Here is a 15,920-nt window from a genome sequence, read left to right as displayed (position 1 = left end):
AAAAAAGTTAGAAAAACAGGTGTTTTTCAGACCAAAAATCAGAGAAACAATCAAAATTTAGGAACTATTAAGTTAGAACAATATTCTCCATGCAATAATCAGGAAGATGAGCCCTCCAACAGTAGTTTGAACCAGGGCTTTATCAGTCCATATTTTTTGAAGAGTACCCATTTCTAACCACATATTTTCAAAAGTATTAAGCGTTTCTGAAGATGAAAAATACAAATTTTGAAGATATAGTCTTTTGGTCCATGCATCAGCATTACAAATTGGGGAGTTATCTAAATAATCTAATCTTGTATGTGTTTTACATGTTATTTTACCACAAACTGGGCAAATATATGAGATACCCTGTTCAAGTGTATTTTTACCACATTCTTTACAAATTGTAAGTTCATCTTTTGTTTTTAAAAGGTCATTCCCATTTACAAGCGCTTTTTGACTGTAACTGTGATTTAGAACTTTTATGTTGTTGCTGTAAGATGGCAGGTAAAATGATCTTGTACTGTTTATTGAAATATCTCTTTTACCGGGGGAACATACTTTATCGTATGAAACGTTATTTTTTCCAGAATATGTTACTTTTTTTGTGTTATCATTTATTATTTTATCAAAAGCAATTCCTTCTAAATCGTTTTCATTGTATTCAAAAGGTTTTGCGAGTTCAAATTCACTTTCAGGGATATTTTGAGTTTTAATTTTTGGAGTTATAAAATGAGATGAAAACTTCCCTGTTAAAGGTTTTCCAGTTGAACCGTCAAGTGCAATAACTTCCCCGTTTTTCCTAACGTCATAGATACAGCCGACCTGAGTACTTACTTGAGAATTTAAGTCATAGTTCATGTAATAGCAGGGTTTATAATTTTTCCAGGTTTTAATTTCAGGAATTACTTTTTCAGACCCTACGATTTTGTTAAATTCAGAGAGTATTTGTGATTTCATTTCATCCTTTGAAATGTGTGCAATAGTTTCTTCAGTAACGACTTGAATTTTGCCATTTACTATTTTAATTCCGTATTTTTTACAAAGTTCTTTTAATTTTAAACCGTCAATTAAGTCTATATGCATTTTATCGGAATACATTCCGTTTACTTCATCAACATAAGTTTTAGCTTCGTTTGAAAATGTTCCCGAAGTTGCCACGATTCCTTTAATAAATGGACTGTCGCCTTTTTCGTGTAATAATGCACCCTGTAATTTTTGAATTACGGGTCTACCCACTGATTTCATATGTTTACATTCTACAACAACAGGATATTCTCTTGAACCGTCGTTATAAGTGGCTAAAATATCTTTACCTTTGTCACCACTTCTTTGAGTTACGTTAACATTTGAATAATTCATTTTTCTTAAAATTCTGGCCATCAAGTCTTCAAAGTCATAGCCGTTTAGATTATCTAATTTTAAAAATTCGGTTTTAGCCAATTAAGTCGCCCCCAACACTTATTTTAACATATCGGTGATATTTTTTATATTATGTAGTATAATTATATTATGATTTAGACGTTAAAATGTAACGTTGACGTAAAATAATATTATATTTTAAAAAAGGTTAAAAATGGGATTATTCAGGACTTTAACAGGATTTTTAGCGGTTAAATTTAAAGTAATCTGGCCAATAATTTATGCTCATTATTTGGCGCTTAAAAAGTGGCTTTTTAAAAAATATGTTTATTATACGTCAGATAATTTTCATAATTTAATTTTAGAACTTAAAAATAAACTAATCGATAAACCAATTGAACATGTAAAATCAAGACTTTTAAAACCGATCAAGAAAGAGTTTTCCGAACCCTTGGACAATCTTCAATTCAGAACTGATTTTTCTTTAAAAATGAATAGTCGAGATTACCTTGAGCAAACAATATCCGAAGAAATTAGGGCTAATAATATTAATCAAGAATTAACGGCCAAAAAAAGAAATTTAAATGATGAAATACTCGAGAGGGAGATTCGGGAACTCGTTCACCGGGAAAAAATATTATCCAGAATGCGAAGAAAATAGTAACGTAAATTAAATCAAACATTCATAAAAAAGAATTATTTCTTATTTTCAATCATTTTTCTGTAAGTTTCAGCGTTATAAATTACAATGCATGGAACACCGTCAATTTTATCATATTTTAACTCGATTTCTTCAGGATTATTTCCAATTAATTCGAGATGATCTCTTTCAGAGATTCCAAATACAACGGATTTTGATTTACCGTAATTTTGAAGATTTTTTTTAACCATGTTTTGATCGCCCGTTAATGTTATTTGTCGTACTATTAATTTATTTGTTACCGTATACTATAAATATCTTAGTATGTATTTAATACTTAATGACTAAAATAAACAACTTAATTTATTTGTGAGATGATGAATGAACGCGAGTCAAAAGCCAAAGAAAACCTTGAAAAATTCTACTACACAGCATTGGGGATTCCTGAAATCATGATTGATAGGGAAAAGTCAGAATGGGGAGAATATATTGAAAAGAAGGTTCATATTATTGATTATGAAATCCTTGAATCGAGATATTATAAAGACAAGCACGGAAAACCAAACTACTACGCGGTTTTAACATTGAAAGAAGCTCCTGGAAAATACTTTCACGCGGGAAAAGCAGTCGTTGACAAATTAGGATTATTTGACGAAGGGGGACTTCACGAAGACTTTCGGGTCGCTTCAGGGGTTCCAGCAATATTTTCGATAAGCGAGTTTGAAATTCCAGACGAAGAAAAAACGGTCCAGTATGTAACAGTCAAGCTCTTTCCAAAAGACCAATAAATTCTTTTTTTCCATTTATCCGCAATTTTTATATATTATTTTACCAGATACTTAACTTATAAAATAGGTATTTGGTGAGGTTCATGTTGGATCAAGAGAGACACATAAGTTTAAACGATATTTTGAGAAGTCAGTTAATTTCTGCGATAGACTCGGTTTCACATTTTGAAGATTTAGGGGTTTTTGAATCTGGAAAAATCCACTCCAATTTAAGCTTTGACGTATCATCCGGTTTTGACGGGATTTTAATTAAAAAGTGTTTGAAAGTATCAGCTCAGGAAATAGTTCCTGGAAGTTTTGATTTAGCTGATGATAGTTATAAAATTCTTCAGATTTTAGAAGCTCGTAAAGTTCCTGAGAGTTTAGTTTTATTTGAAATTAAAAGAGGAAATCATGTTTATTATGTAAATGAGCTTGATTTTTACTATGTTATTGAAAATAAAATGTTTTAACTATTCTTTTTTATTTTATCAATACGTATAAATTTTATTTTAATTCATTGAACTATGACATACACCATCAGTATTATAAATAATGCCTGAAAGATTGTCAATTTAACGTATGTCCAAAATCCGGGTTTTTTATCTATTAGTTTTAAACTCCATTCAACGTCATATAATCCAATACAATTTACAAACGTTATTACCGTGTAATTAATGAAACCCAATTTATCAATTGAAAGAAAATCTGGTAATGTTGCATACATGAGGTTTATAATAATTAATGTCAATGCAATCGTTAAAGTTGATGAACAAGCAACTGCATGTAATACATGGTAAGAATATACGATACATCTTTTCTTCAATAATATAATTTTGGAAATTTCGCCAATTGCTAGATCATACTCATTATTTAATTTAGACAACACGGATTCTAATATATCGTACACATTTTTAATGTCTATAAATTTATAAAGTGTAAATAAATTTGCCATAGTTATTATCCATAATGCGAAAATCAAAGATTTGGAAAGAGAATCCAAAAAAATATCTGTAAAATAAACTAAAAAACCAAATTTAAACACTGCTAAACCGTAAATGTAAAGTAATAGGGCCACAGTCATAAAATAAACATAATTAATTAAATTCATGACTTTTTTAAATTCCTTTTTTTGAAATTCGTATTCCGTTCTTAACCAATCTATGAGTTCGTTATTCAAGATTTCCCTCAAAATCCATTTTTATGTATAAAATCCCACTTTAATAATTTTACATCTTACGTTAATCAAAATAACAAATTTAATATTTAAGTTGGGGCTATTTTAATGTAATTATATTTTAACTGGGGAAGGGGATTTCTTTGAGTTTAACAACTGATTTAATAAATTACTTAAATATTTTTAAATTGCTTTTAATTCCGGTTTATGGGATTATTTTAGTTTTAATTTATCAAAATAATGATAAAAATATAGATTCAAAACTCAAAGGTCTTAAAAAATATCTCGGAGAACAATACTCGAAATTAAAAACGATTCTAATTTTTTCAATATTAATTTCATTTCTAATTTATTTTTATTTACCGGCATCCTCTAACGGTTCAAATATTGAAAATCTTTTTAAAATAGCAAGTTCAGGAATATCAATACTCGGTGCATTTATTGTCGCGTTTTCAGTTGCAACAATAAATTCAACTTCACACAATTATTCAACTCGGCTTTTGGATTTATTTATGGATAAAAGTTTTTTTAAAGCTTATCTTTTTTTAATAATTTTATCTTTAGGGGTTAGTTCAATTATCGGGGCATTTATACCACCAACTAATTTATTAAGTTCTTTTTTGGTAGTTTTAAGTTTAACGTTATTGGTTTCTAATTTCATTGCTTTATTTATATACATTGACGAAATCATAAGGTTTATGAAACCAGAACATATTGGAAAAATAGTGCTAGATGAAATTAAATTTGAAGATATTGGGCAATATCTTTTAAAATACCGATTGGGGCTACATGGGACGGATGAAAATCATTTTTCAAAATATCCGTTACAATATTTAGACATAGTATTTCGAAAAACTATTGATGGTGATGATAAACACGTTTTGAAGTACTTATTTGAAGAAACTAACAAAAAATATGAAGATTTTGAGGGAATTTTGTACAATGAATATTTAAAAACAAGTGATCTGGAAAACTATGTAAAATTGCATGCATATTTTATTGATTTTTATTATGAAATCTTGAAGAATCCAAAAATTAAAACAAATGACGAATATACTGAATATTTAATAAATAATTTACAATTACTTATAAAAAAAATATCTAATCGAAAAATATCCTGGGATTGCGAAAAAGAAAACTTTTTGTCAGTATTTTTTAATGAAATCAGTTTTAAATTATATAGTTTTGAAAAGTATGTTTCAGATGAATATCAAAAATTTAGATTGTTATATGTCTTTAGAGAATTAGTTAATATTCTTACAGTTGCAATAAATTCTTCAAAATTTGGCAATAACCTTATCTTGCCATTTATGGGGCTAAATCTTATTGGGCATATGGTTACTACTGCCAAATTTGGCAAATATTTTTCAGATGCATTGAAACTTATAACTTACTGTGAATACGTTCTAGTTAAAAATAATACGAACCAATTAGATGATATTTCAAATATTGTCGACTATCTTGGCATGCTAAAAAGTATTGAGGGAAATTATGTTGGCAATACTACTTCAATGTTCATTTTACCGCTTGCGGTAAATTATTTTTTAATTGATTTTCTGTTTTCCGAAAAAGAAGATTTTTCCCATAATTTAAAATATTTAATTGAATTGTATGAATTGGATAACACATGGGTAATCTACCAAATGAATCGGATTAAAAAGAATAAGTTTGCATCGCTGGTGATTGGTCCAGATATTACAATAACGAAATTAAACAATGATCAACATAAAAAATTCTTAAAATTATACGATGAATTCCAAAAAAAGACTCGGAATATTGCATTAAACAAAGATAAAGAAGTAGAAATTCTTAGTATTAACTTTGATTAGGCGTATTTTTCAACTTAAATAATATTCATTAAAATTCCGTATATACAAAACTCATTTTTCAATTATTTTGTATATACAAAATAAATTATTCATACAAAACATGCTAAAAATAATACTAAGTCCTATTTTTGCAGGAATTAATTAAACGATTTTGTATATACAAAATCAGATTATTAGATAATTCTGTATATACGAAATGAAATAAATAAAAAGAAAAAAGACTGTTTTTGATAATGATTTTTGATTACATTTTAGATTTAATATATAAATGAAAACCAGGTAATGAAAAAGAAACCTTGAACTTTTTTTTAATTAAAAAGGATTTCGTAAGTACTTACAAAATAAATGTTAATAATATTTTTTTAAAGGGTTTTATTTTTGGCTTCGTAATATTTATGTTCCAAATCTTCGAGCTGGTCAATGATTTTCGACACTTCTTTTCCGAAATCTGTTAATTTATAATACGATTTTGATATTTTAGGAGAATAATTTTCTTCTCTTTTTTCAACTATCCCTTCATCGTATAGTTCCTGCAAAATTCGGTTAATGCTGTTTTTATGGCCTTCAACGTATTTACAAATGCCTCCGAAGTGTAATTCATCATTTTTTTCAAGAGATTTTATTATTTCGGAAGCGTGTGTCTTTGCAATTAGTTTTAATAACATAGTATCCTCTGACCATTATTTTGCTAATATGGTCATTTTTGTACATTTAACTATATTTTGTAATGACAACTATTTTAGTTATATCCACAAATTTGCGTAAATTATTTATAATAATTAAGTTAAGTTATTATTGTCCACAATATTGTGGATATGTGTACAACTGGTGAGGTGAAATTATCCAGCATCCCAATGATGAAGACGTTCTGATCAAGTACGAAGCAGTGGTCAAAAAACAGGGTGGCGGTGGAAGAATACATCCAAATCCGTTTTCAGACCTCGTGGATCATAAGGTCATTGTTTACATTTTGAAAGAAAAAACTGAAGAAAACCCTCCAAGAGTGGCATTACAACTCAAAGATCAGTTAAAATTTAAAAAAGAGGGGTAATACGCATGGAGCGGTATTATGGCGAGAAATCGAGAACTGGGGCCATATAAAGTATTTACCATGAAAATGGAAAAATCCGACGAAAAATGTCTACTTAAAATCATAGAACACTCGGAAGAATACAAAAACTACGCGGATTTCTTCCGGGGCCAGATTCGGAAAGTATTCGAAAATTTAACACTTTTTGCAGAAAATGAACTTCTAAAATTTCAATTAAAGCAAAAAGATCGAGAAATTGAAACTTTAATTAAAACCAAAAATCTCGAACTCGAAGAAAAGGACCGGATAATTGAAGAACTTCAAACGAGGCTTTTAGAAAGAACAATTGTTCCAGAAAGCTCGGAAAATTGCAGAAAAGGACACCTGAAGAACTTTAACCGGATTTTAGAACTAATGTTTACAGATGACTGGGAAAATACTCCTGAACGTGTTAAAATATCATTAAGACCTAAAATCACGGAAAAAATCTTCCAGCTTATTGAATTGTTGAATAAGGCTTTAGAAAAGCTTGAAAATGAAGAAACTATCAAAAAAGGTGATTGATATCGAAGTAAGGAAACAAAATTGGAAAAAATCGAGATTTGCACTTCCAACATTTATTGGAAAAGTAACTGAACACGGAAACTCTGCAAATGTTGATCCAACTTTACCCCGAGAATACCTTGGAAAAACTGTTTTGATAACGGTAATCGAGGATGATGAAGTTTTATCAGAAATACTCCTGAGAAGCAACGAAGAGGGAGAAAATGAACGAGTTTGAGGAAGTAAAGTTCACATTTGCATTTTTACTTGTTATCAAAGAAACCAACTTCTGGAGCAATCTTCCTGGAAAAGTCCAGGATAAAATGAGACCAAACATCATCAAGGCATGTAACGAAATCAAACATATCATGGATAAAATCATCAAAAAAGTTCAAAAAGAAGATATAATCATTGTTTGAGGGCGGTTGATATGAAAAATATTAATTACAGGGACATGGACGTAAATGAAAAGATAATCTTTGATTTGATCCGCCTTGGAATGAGGGCGGTCGGTGAAGTCTCTTCTGACATGCTTTTAGGAAAAGGGGAAAACAAAGTGTTTGTCAGCGCTCAGGTCATGGAAAGATTGTGCAATGATGGTCTTGACGTGATTTACCGGCAAGTAATTCCCTTACAAGCAGTTAGAGAATCTAATTTCAATCCAAAATCCTTGAATCTTGAATTCAAGCAGTATTTAACTGGAAAGGTCATTCCAGAAGATAAGGTCCAAGAGGCACTAAAACAGGGTCTTGAAGTTCGATATTCAGAAGATATCGGCGAATTTTACGCGATAAATTGTAGTGAGGGGTTGTAAATTGGATGATAAAAAAACAGCAGACTTACTTTCAAAATTAATTCCGTATTTTAAAGAATTTCACCCTGAAGACATCATAAACGAAAACAATCGAGTCATAGTCGATTTAAATCAAGTTTACAGCTATGGAATGTTTGAATTTTTAGATTATTTAAACGAAAACCCTTATTCAGCAATTGAACTTCTAAATGATGCTTATCGGAATGCTTATTTTTCATACAAAATGGAGGACTCAGACTGCACAGTTACAGTAAATAATTTACCTGAATCTTTAAATCGAAATTCCAAACGAAAACCAATGACTATCGAAGACATCAAAGGCGAACACTACGGAAAACTCGTTGAAATTGAAGGAATAGTCGTAATGGCAACTAAAATTAAGTTAGCATTAAAAGAAGCAATGTATATCTGCGCTTCTTGCGGGCAGAAGAAAAAAGTAACAGTTGAAAGACCTTTTGAAGTACAGATCGATCCAATATGTCCAAAATGCGCTCAAAATATGTTATTACTTGATGAAGAATCAAAGTATATCGATTATCAGGAATTGAAAATCCAGCAACCCCTAGATTTAATGGAAGACCCCGAAGAGCCCCCAAAATTCATAAGTGTTTTACTTGAAGATACTCCTGGAATCTACTGCGGACGGATAAAAGTCACGGGAATTCCAATAAAAAACCAGAGAAACAAGAAAATACCGCTTCATGATCTTTTAATTAGGGGATACAACTGCGAACCAGTAACCGAGAAATTAGATCTATCTTTTGATGATGAAGAAATCGAACAGTTTGAAACTCTAGCAAAAAACAAAGACGTATTAACCATCCTTTCAAGAAGAATTGCACCCCAAATCAAAGGAAATGACATAATAAAACAGTCGATTGTTTTACAGCAAGTAAGGGGCGTTAAAAAAGGAAGAAAGAGAGCAGACAGCCACATTTTATTGATAACTGATCCAGGAACTGGAAAGAGTGACGTTTTAAGATTTATTTCTGGAATTCCAGGAAATGTTTACAGCTCGATTTCAACTGCTTCGGGTGTGGGTCTTACTGCAGGAGTTGTCCAGGAAAGGACCGAAATCGGGGACAGTACGTGGGTCATAAAACCGGGTGTTTTAGTTAAAGCAAACGGCGGAACTGCATGTCTTGATGAATTGACGGTCGAAAGAAGCGTTTTATCATATATTTTAGAAGCAATGGAATCTCAAACAATCCACATAAGCAAAGGCGGATTAAACACAAAACTTCCAGCGGGTTGTTCGATTTTGGCAGCCTGTAATCCTAAATACGGTAGATACGACAATAACGTTGCAGTAATTGAACAGATTAATATTCCAGCCCCGCTATTAAGCAGATTTGATTTAATATTCCCGATAAAAGACACGCCAAATAGAAACAGGGACAGCGACATTGCATATCACATTTTAGACACACATATTGCACTCATGGATAAGTCGAAAAATGAAGAAATCGGTTTATTTTCTGAAACAATCGATGGAATCAAAGTAGATTTTGACTTTTTCTGTAAATACATAGCATACGCAAGACAAAAAACCCCGAAATTTACAAAAGAGTCTAAAGAGGTAATTCATGACTTTTATTTGAATCTAAGAAAGACTTCAGTTCAAATAACAGCAAGACAGCTCGAAGCACTTGTTAGACTTTCAGAAGCTCACGCGAAAGTCAGGCTAAAGTCAGAAGTAGAACCTGAAGATGCAAAATTTGCAATTTACTTGATGATTGAATCATTAAAAGAGGTTGCATATGACCCGGAAACAGACTCATTTGACATTGACAAGATTTTTGGAACTTCGAGAAATGAACGATCGAAATTAAACATTATCTTTGACATTATAAAGCGTTCCTCCAAGGTGGCTTATGGGGGGATGATTACCCGCGAAGATTTATTAACAGAAGCACAGCTCGAAGGAATTCCTGAACTTGAAGTAATTGACTTAATAAGCAAGTTAAAGGTTATCGGTGACATTTACGAACCAAAACTCGGTTTTTATAAAGATGCGAGGGCGTAAACCATGTCAATTAAAATACAGCTTAGAACACCGCACAAAATCTCGACAAACGATATAAGATGGTATTTGCACGAAATGAGGGAAAATCCAGAAATCCCTCTCGAACTCATTGCAGAAAGCTTAAAATGTGACAAGGGAGAAATCACGACAATCACCGTCTCAGACAAAGAAGAGGATTTAATCAAAAGATACGGTAGAAAAGCAGTTAATCTGTTTGTAAACTGCGCAATCCTTAAAGAATCAGAAGAAAGGGGAATTTATGGATATAAATAAGATGTTAAAACTGAAGAAACCCGAACCAGAACCAATCACGGAAACAAAAGAAATGAACAAGTGGGTTTCTGAATTTATCGATGCAAGAGAATTTGATGGGATAAAAAAGACAACAATTACAAACGATGTAACTCGATTGAGGGTTTTTATCGACTTTTCAACCCAGAAATTAAATAAAGAGCTAGATCAACTCCAAAACGTAGATTTTATCAAATTTTTTAACTATTTAGACAAAGAAAAAGGAATTAAGAGAAACACTCAAAAAAGATATTTTGATTTACTCAAGGTATTTTATAAAATTAACAGACTTTCAAACTTTGACGAATTCAAAGAAGACAGTGAAGAGAGAAAACGCTTTAAAAGGTGCGAAGTAGCCCACTATGATTTTATAGATCGGGAAACTTTAACAAAAATTATCGACATGATTGCTGAAGGTAGAAGCCAGACAAAAGTAAGGGACGTTATAATTTTAAGAATGCTCTGGGACACTGGTTGCAGGGCTTCTGAAGTTGTTAATTTAACTTATTTTGATGTGGATATGGATACAGGGAAAATAAAGGTCAGAAACACTAAAGGAAAAGTTGAGAGAACTGTTGGCTGTTCAAAAGACACGTTAAATCTTTTAAAATACTATTCAAATCATCAAATTTATAAAACTCCAAAGGATTAAATCTTCAAAAACCGAAAAGGCGAAGCAAAGATCGAAGTAAACTGGATTTCTGAAGTTTTTAGAAAAGCTGTTAGAAAATTAAAAGAATCTGGAGACATTCCAAATAATAAAAAATTGGTGGTCCATTCATTAAGGCACGGCCGAGCAGTCGACCTTTTAGATAAGGGCTTTCCAATCGATATTGTAAAGGAATATCTTGGACATTCTTCCCTTGAAACTACTTTATTCTATGCTCATGCAAAAGAACGGGAGAAAAAGATGCTTGATGACATAATGAAGAGTTTATAGGATTTTTAATTTTTTTATACTATTTTTAAAATTTTTTTAAAGATATAAAATAAACTTTTTCAATTGGTTTTTTAAAATTAAATCAACATTTTTAAATAAAATTTATTTAATAATTTGGTTCACGACATATATTGTTTTTAATTGGGGCGGGGTTTAAAATGCAAATAATTGCCATTTTAATTATTGGATTGTATGTGGCCATAATCAAGAAGTTGATTTCTGAAGCACTTGATGTTCTTTCGAATTATGGAGACTTCAAGGGTGACAAAGTTATAGGATGTATAATATGTGCCCTGATGATTTTATGGTTTGTTTGTTTTCTAGCCATTTTTGGAACCGTAATAAAAATAGCCGCAAATTTTGGAGTTACGGGCATACCCTCTGATAAAGAGTTTCTTATCATAGGCATAACTGCAAATATTGCTACATACTCCATTTCACGATTCATTACAAACATTGTTGTAAAATACAGTTTAAAAAGAGGATTAATTAAAAAAGCTGATACAAAAGTGAATCGGTCAATATCTATTGGATATGGCGGCAGAACTAAGAAATTTTAATAAAACGACAGATATGAAAAATTTAAGAAAATTGGGGTTTAAAAGTGGTCAAGTTAATTTCTGATTTGATAATGTTAATTGCGATAGGGGTATTGTCTTTTGGCGGTTTTAAATGTCTTAATCCTATATTTTGGTATGATGATAATTATTGGGGCGTCATCGTATTATCCTTCGTTTTAACGGCACTGATTGCCCTAGGTTTATCATGTATAATATTACTGTACAGTCTTTCTGAAATTGTAGCACTTTTGGCAATAACTCCAACCGAATACTTAAAATTCCAGTGTGCGGTTGTTATTTTAATTAGCAACTTTAGTTCAGTCATTATTTCAAACCATGTTAAAAATAAACTTGTAGATTACGGTTTGAACAAAAAAATGATTACAAAAAACGAATCTAGGAGAAATTTATTTGGCAGATAGTAGTTAAATTTCCGGTGAAAATATGATTGAACAAATTTTTGATAATCCTGTATCAATAGCAACTTTTGCAACAACCACGGTATTTTACATGATTTACATGTCGGAAGTCTACGATAAAAATAAGTCGGTAAAAATTATTATTTTGGGTTTTGCAGGATATTTTGTATTATTGGGAATAGTTTTTTGGATAAACGGGATTATTTAATTAATTTAAAGGGGGTTTAAAAGTGATCGAGTTAATTTCAGATATAATATTTTTAATTTCCGTGTTAATACTTTTAAAAACATGTTATAATGTTTATGAAGTTGATTTGAGGCATCGTGCAAAATTTGCAGTTCGTTTATTGATTACAGTGATATTATGCATGGTAACAAGTTTATCTTTTATACTACCCCTTTATTCGTTATTTTACGTAAAAATTCTACTTCCTGCAGTTCCTGTTGAATATATAAAACTTCAAAGTGCAGTTATTATACTGGCATCTACCTTGATATGCCGATATATCACAGTAAATGCTAAAAATGCTATAGTTGATTACTGCCTGAAAAAAGGAATAATCACAAAACGAGACCCCGAAGTAAGTATATTTGTTAGATAATTATCGCCATGTATTTATTTTCAGTATTTGCAAGTAAACAAGCTGTAATTTACAGCTTTAAACGTGGATTAATTAAAAAGACAGATGTAAAAAAGAAATTTAAGAAAATAGGGGTTTAACAAAATTTAAAAGGGGTTTAAAATGGATTTTGACATCGATATTCGGCAGTTTTTCAAGCGAAAAATATCCTATGTACTATTTACCATTCTCGTAATGGTATTTGTACTCTCTTTAATGCTTAATTTATGCTATGTTGCAGGATGTGGATTGATACCCTACTGGATAGAATTAGTTCCAGAATTGCAAGTTTATTTTGGAGCTTCAATGGCAATTTTAATTTTGGGAATTATTTTTACAGAATACGTTTTGAAATAGGGTAATTCATGTTAAAATCAGAGGTGAATAACTTTGAAAGAATTAAGAGAAAAAGAACTCGAACAGTCAGATTATATGCGTTTATTATGCAAGTATTTACTCTTACTTGGCGTAGGTGCCAATATAATCGGTGCCCAGCTTGTAAACGTGTTCCAACTTCCTGCATTTTTAGATAGTGTTGGAACAATTCTTGCAGCGGTATTAATGGGTCCAATCCTCGGAGCACTTGTTGGACTGATGACCAATATAGTACTTGGTTTTTTAGTAAGTCATGGGGCATTCTATTTTGCGATCGTAAATATTTTAATCGGGTTAATTACCGGATACATCTTTAAAAAATACCCCTTTAACTTAAAAACAGTGTTTATTACATCAATTATTATTTCGATAGTGGCTTCATTATCGAGTATTATTATAAAGTATGTATTTTTTGGGGGACTTGTTGGAAAACCAATAGATACATTAACACAATTATTACTTGATAACGGACTGAATTTAATTACTGCAGTTAGTTTAACAGGATTTTTTGCAAATTTTTTAGATAGGATAATTTCGTTTGCAATCGTCTTTATTTTAATTGGGATTCTTGAAAATAACCTTAAAATAAAACTTATCGATATAAAATGGTGGTAAATAAAACTTTTTTAATAATTTGGTTCACGACATATATTGTTTTTAATTTTGGGCAGGCAATATGGAAAACAGGAATGAAGTTGAAAAATTAGAAGAAATTATTAAAACACTTGAACAGCTGCGAATCATATACAAAAATGTACATATCGGAGAAATTCCTGAAGATGCAGAAGAGTTTTGGGGAGAATTAGAGCTGGCAACAGGGGAAACTGCAGGAATTCTTTTAAGTTATGACAATATTGATCACTTAATAAAAACAAAAGATTATCTTGATTTTTTAGAGTTAGTGAGAATGAAAAACTTGAAAAATTTAGCTGAAAAGATTAATCTTGAAGATTATCCTCAAATGCATTTGAATTATCTGTTTATATCTCATGCAATTGGGCTACTTCAAAGTTATTCTCTATTGGTACTCAAAGACATATCAAATAATGAAATTTAAGAAAATCGGGGTTACAGGCCGAATTTTAGAACATAACCCTTTAGCCGCCACCTATACCGCAAATAGTTACCATAATGGAAGATTATTTAAAAATAAAAAATAAATATTTATTTTGGTAAATCTTAGAAGTTCTTTGCGGCAAACTATGAAAAAGATTGTTTTTTTGACAGTTATATTATTTATAATGCTTTCAGGATGTATTGATGATTTTAAAATACTTAGTGAAGAATTTAACAGTTTAAAGAAATCTGAAACTCTAAATGTGACCATAAACTCTGAAACTTTTGAAACGGGCGACGAATTAACCATTGCAGGTATTTTAATTGGAAAAAGCCCTGAAGTTAACGTTAAAATTTCAAAATATGGGGGTTCTGAAGATATTATTTCGAAAAATATTTCTATTTCAAATTCAGTATTTGAATTTAAAATAGATACAGAATCTCTTGAAGCAGGCGAATATTCCGTTAAAATAACTACTGAATCAGGAATTTACAAAATTTTAAATTTTAAAGTGCTGAATAATGAAAATTATCTTATCAATAGTGGATACGAATCACAAAATGAAAATTACTACTTTAAAAATTATTCATGGAGTTATGATAATAAAAAATGGCATTTGGAAATATCAATTCCAAAATCTGCTTATGAATATTATAAAAATAAACCTCACAATCGTGAAGACAATTACGCACAATATGCGCTCTCAGATTATGATAAATCATATCTCGACTCAATGATTTATAATTTTGAAAAGGCTTCAATTGAAAACGAATATTCTAAATGTGATGAAGCACTTTTCATAAGTTCATTTGTGCAGTCATTAGATTACACTACGGATAGCGAAACTACTGGATTTGATGAATATCCAAGATATCCATTAGAAACACTCGTTGATATGGGTGGAGATTGTGAAGATAAATCAGTACTGACTGCTGCACTTTTAAATGAACTTGATTACGATGTTGTATTAATAGAACTCTCAGATCATATGGCAGTGGGTATTAGTTGTAATGAAGATATTTATGGATCTTACTACGAATATAATGGTAAACAATATTATTACATAGAAACTACGGATGAAAATTGGTTTATTGGGGAAATCCCTGAAAAATATCTGGAAGATAATGCGATAATTAGACCTTTGATCCAAATTCCTCGTATGATAATGAATTTTTCTGCTGAAAGAACTGCTTATAGTGGTAATTACGTATATTATGAAGTAACATGTAATTTAGAAAATTTGGGTCCAGGAACTGCAAAAAATCCCAAAATAAATATTGCTGCGGTTGCAGTTGAAGAAGGAGAAAACTATATCTGGAAACCGGATGTATCATTGGATCTAGAAAATTATGAAGAAGGAGATTCTGCTGTTATTACCACCTCATTAAAAATTCCGAGAAATATCTTAACAAAAATCCGCTGTACGGTATATGGGGACAATTTTAAATCTTTTGAAGTATCTTCAGAAGAATTCAACACTTGAAAAAT

The 15,920-nt window shown here is 30.7% G+C and carries 23 protein-coding genes and 1 pseudogene; 20 read left to right on the top strand and 4 right to left on the bottom strand.

What is annotated here, in order from left to right:
• Positions 1-72: 72 nt before the first annotated feature.
• Complete coding sequence (locus MMARC5_RS05730; protein WP_011868885.1) at positions 73-1,425, bottom strand: restriction endonuclease; 1,353 nt, start codon at positions 1,423-1,425, stop codon at positions 73-75.
• Between the two features lie 133 nt (positions 1,426-1,558).
• Between MMARC5_RS05730 and MMARC5_RS05725 the strand changes: the two genes are divergently transcribed.
• Complete coding sequence (locus tag MMARC5_RS05725; RefSeq protein ID WP_011868884.1) at positions 1,559-2,005, top strand: hypothetical protein; 447 nt, start codon at positions 1,559-1,561, stop codon at positions 2,003-2,005.
• A gap of 35 nt (positions 2,006-2,040) precedes the next feature.
• Here the strand turns inward: MMARC5_RS05725 and MMARC5_RS05720 are convergent, their stop codons facing one another.
• Positions 2,041-2,235, bottom strand: coding sequence for a hypothetical protein (locus MMARC5_RS05720; RefSeq protein ID WP_011868883.1), 195 nt, complete (start codon positions 2,233-2,235; stop codon positions 2,041-2,043).
• 126 nt (positions 2,236-2,361) lie between these two features.
• On the opposite strand from MMARC5_RS05720, the gene MMARC5_RS05715 reads away from it, so the two are divergent.
• On the top strand, positions 2,362-2,772 hold the full coding sequence (locus tag MMARC5_RS05715) for a hypothetical protein (protein ID WP_011868882.1): 411 nt from the start codon (positions 2,362-2,364) through the stop codon (positions 2,770-2,772).
• An 83-nt stretch (positions 2,773-2,855) separates the two neighbouring features.
• The gene (locus MMARC5_RS05710) at positions 2,856-3,224 is read left to right on the top strand and encodes a hypothetical protein (RefSeq protein WP_011868881.1); all 369 of its coding nucleotides are present in this window, start codon (positions 2,856-2,858) and stop codon (positions 3,222-3,224) included.
• A 44-nt stretch (positions 3,225-3,268) separates the two neighbouring features.
• On the opposite strand, the gene MMARC5_RS05705 is transcribed toward MMARC5_RS05710, so the two are convergent.
• Positions 3,269-3,931 (bottom strand): hypothetical protein, encoded by a 663-nt coding sequence (locus MMARC5_RS05705; RefSeq protein ID WP_011868880.1) that lies wholly within the window; start codon positions 3,929-3,931, stop codon positions 3,269-3,271.
• Positions 3,932-4,071: 140 nt separating this feature from the next.
• On the opposite strand from MMARC5_RS05705, the gene MMARC5_RS05700 reads away from it, so the two are divergent.
• Positions 4,072-5,757 carry a hypothetical protein gene (locus tag MMARC5_RS05700; protein WP_011868879.1) on the top strand — a complete coding sequence of 562 codons (1,686 nt, stop codon included), beginning with the start codon at positions 4,072-4,074 and terminating at the stop codon, positions 5,755-5,757.
• Positions 5,758-6,119: 362 nt separating this feature from the next.
• Here the strand turns inward: MMARC5_RS05700 and MMARC5_RS05695 are convergent, their stop codons facing one another.
• On the bottom strand, positions 6,120-6,422 hold the full coding sequence (locus MMARC5_RS05695; RefSeq protein WP_011868878.1) for a winged helix-turn-helix transcriptional regulator: 303 nt from the start codon (positions 6,420-6,422) through the stop codon (positions 6,120-6,122).
• A gap of 221 nt (positions 6,423-6,643) precedes the next feature.
• Here MMARC5_RS05695 and MMARC5_RS09665 point away from each other — a divergent pair, with 221 nt between their 5' ends.
• From MMARC5_RS09665 to MMARC5_RS05615, 16 genes and pseudogenes are all read left to right on the top strand, one after another.
• The gene (locus MMARC5_RS09665; protein ID WP_011868877.1) at positions 6,644-6,808 is read left to right on the top strand and encodes a hypothetical protein; all 165 of its coding nucleotides are present in this window, start codon (positions 6,644-6,646) and stop codon (positions 6,806-6,808) included.
• Between the two features lie 18 nt (positions 6,809-6,826).
• A complete protein-coding gene (locus MMARC5_RS05685) occupies positions 6,827-7,351 on the top strand; it encodes a hypothetical protein (protein WP_011868876.1) in 525 nt (174 codons plus the stop codon).
• Positions 7,323-7,568 (top strand): DUF2080 family transposase-associated protein, encoded by a 246-nt coding sequence (locus MMARC5_RS05680; RefSeq protein WP_011868875.1) that lies wholly within the window; start codon positions 7,323-7,325, stop codon positions 7,566-7,568. Before MMARC5_RS05685 ends, MMARC5_RS05680 begins: the two co-directional genes overlap by 29 nt.
• Positions 7,555-7,749, top strand: coding sequence for a hypothetical protein (locus tag MMARC5_RS05675; protein WP_048058489.1), 195 nt, complete (start codon positions 7,555-7,557; stop codon positions 7,747-7,749). The genes MMARC5_RS05680 and MMARC5_RS05675 overlap by 14 nt, the downstream gene beginning before the upstream one ends.
• Positions 7,750-7,760: 11 nt before the next feature.
• Positions 7,761-8,144 carry a hypothetical protein gene (locus MMARC5_RS05670; RefSeq protein ID WP_011868874.1) on the top strand — a complete coding sequence of 128 codons (384 nt, stop codon included), beginning with the start codon at positions 7,761-7,763 and terminating at the stop codon, positions 8,142-8,144.
• Between the two features lies 1 nt (position 8,145).
• The gene (locus tag MMARC5_RS05665; RefSeq protein WP_011868873.1) at positions 8,146-10,170 is read left to right on the top strand and encodes an ATP-binding protein; all 2,025 of its coding nucleotides are present in this window, start codon (positions 8,146-8,148) and stop codon (positions 10,168-10,170) included.
• A gap of 3 nt (positions 10,171-10,173) precedes the next feature.
• The gene (locus tag MMARC5_RS05660) at positions 10,174-10,443 is read left to right on the top strand and encodes a DUF2540 domain-containing protein (RefSeq protein WP_011868872.1); all 270 of its coding nucleotides are present in this window, start codon (positions 10,174-10,176) and stop codon (positions 10,441-10,443) included.
• A pseudogene (locus MMARC5_RS05655) lies at positions 10,430-11,401 on the top strand (tyrosine-type recombinase/integrase). The gene MMARC5_RS05660 and the pseudogene MMARC5_RS05655 overlap by 14 nt, the downstream one beginning before the upstream one ends.
• 158 nt (positions 11,402-11,559) lie before the next feature.
• Complete coding sequence (locus MMARC5_RS05650; RefSeq protein ID WP_011868871.1) at positions 11,560-11,961, top strand: hypothetical protein; 402 nt, start codon at positions 11,560-11,562, stop codon at positions 11,959-11,961.
• A gap of 44 nt (positions 11,962-12,005) precedes the next feature.
• Positions 12,006-12,383 (top strand): hypothetical protein, encoded by a 378-nt coding sequence (locus tag MMARC5_RS05645; protein ID WP_011868870.1) that lies wholly within the window; start codon positions 12,006-12,008, stop codon positions 12,381-12,383.
• A gap of 22 nt (positions 12,384-12,405) precedes the next feature.
• Complete coding sequence (locus MMARC5_RS05640) at positions 12,406-12,588, top strand: hypothetical protein (protein WP_048058488.1); 183 nt, start codon at positions 12,406-12,408, stop codon at positions 12,586-12,588.
• A gap of 22 nt (positions 12,589-12,610) precedes the next feature.
• Positions 12,611-12,982: a hypothetical protein gene (locus MMARC5_RS05635; RefSeq protein ID WP_011868869.1), complete on the top strand. Its 372-nt coding sequence runs from the start codon at positions 12,611-12,613 to the stop codon at positions 12,980-12,982.
• A 141-nt stretch (positions 12,983-13,123) separates the two neighbouring features.
• Positions 13,124-13,357: a hypothetical protein gene (locus MMARC5_RS05630; RefSeq protein ID WP_011868868.1), complete on the top strand. Its 234-nt coding sequence runs from the start codon at positions 13,124-13,126 to the stop codon at positions 13,355-13,357.
• A 33-nt stretch (positions 13,358-13,390) separates the two neighbouring features.
• Entirely contained in the window at positions 13,391-13,990 is a 600-nt protein-coding gene (locus MMARC5_RS05625) for an ECF transporter S component (RefSeq protein ID WP_011868867.1), read from the top strand.
• A gap of 61 nt (positions 13,991-14,051) precedes the next feature.
• Positions 14,052-14,432, top strand: a complete 381-nt coding sequence (locus MMARC5_RS05620; RefSeq protein WP_011868866.1) for a hypothetical protein — start codon at positions 14,052-14,054, stop codon at positions 14,430-14,432.
• 145 nt (positions 14,433-14,577) lie between these two features.
• Positions 14,578-15,915, top strand: coding sequence for a transglutaminase-like domain-containing protein (locus tag MMARC5_RS05615; protein WP_011868865.1), 1,338 nt, complete (start codon positions 14,578-14,580; stop codon positions 15,913-15,915).
• The last annotated feature ends 5 nt before the right edge of the window (positions 15,916-15,920 follow it).

This window comes from Methanococcus maripaludis C5, assembly GCF_000016125.1.
Lineage (GTDB): Archaea > AGJL01 > Methanococci > Methanococcales > Methanococcaceae > Methanococcus > Methanococcus maripaludis_D.
This window is presented reverse-complemented; position numbering and strand designations above follow the sequence as displayed.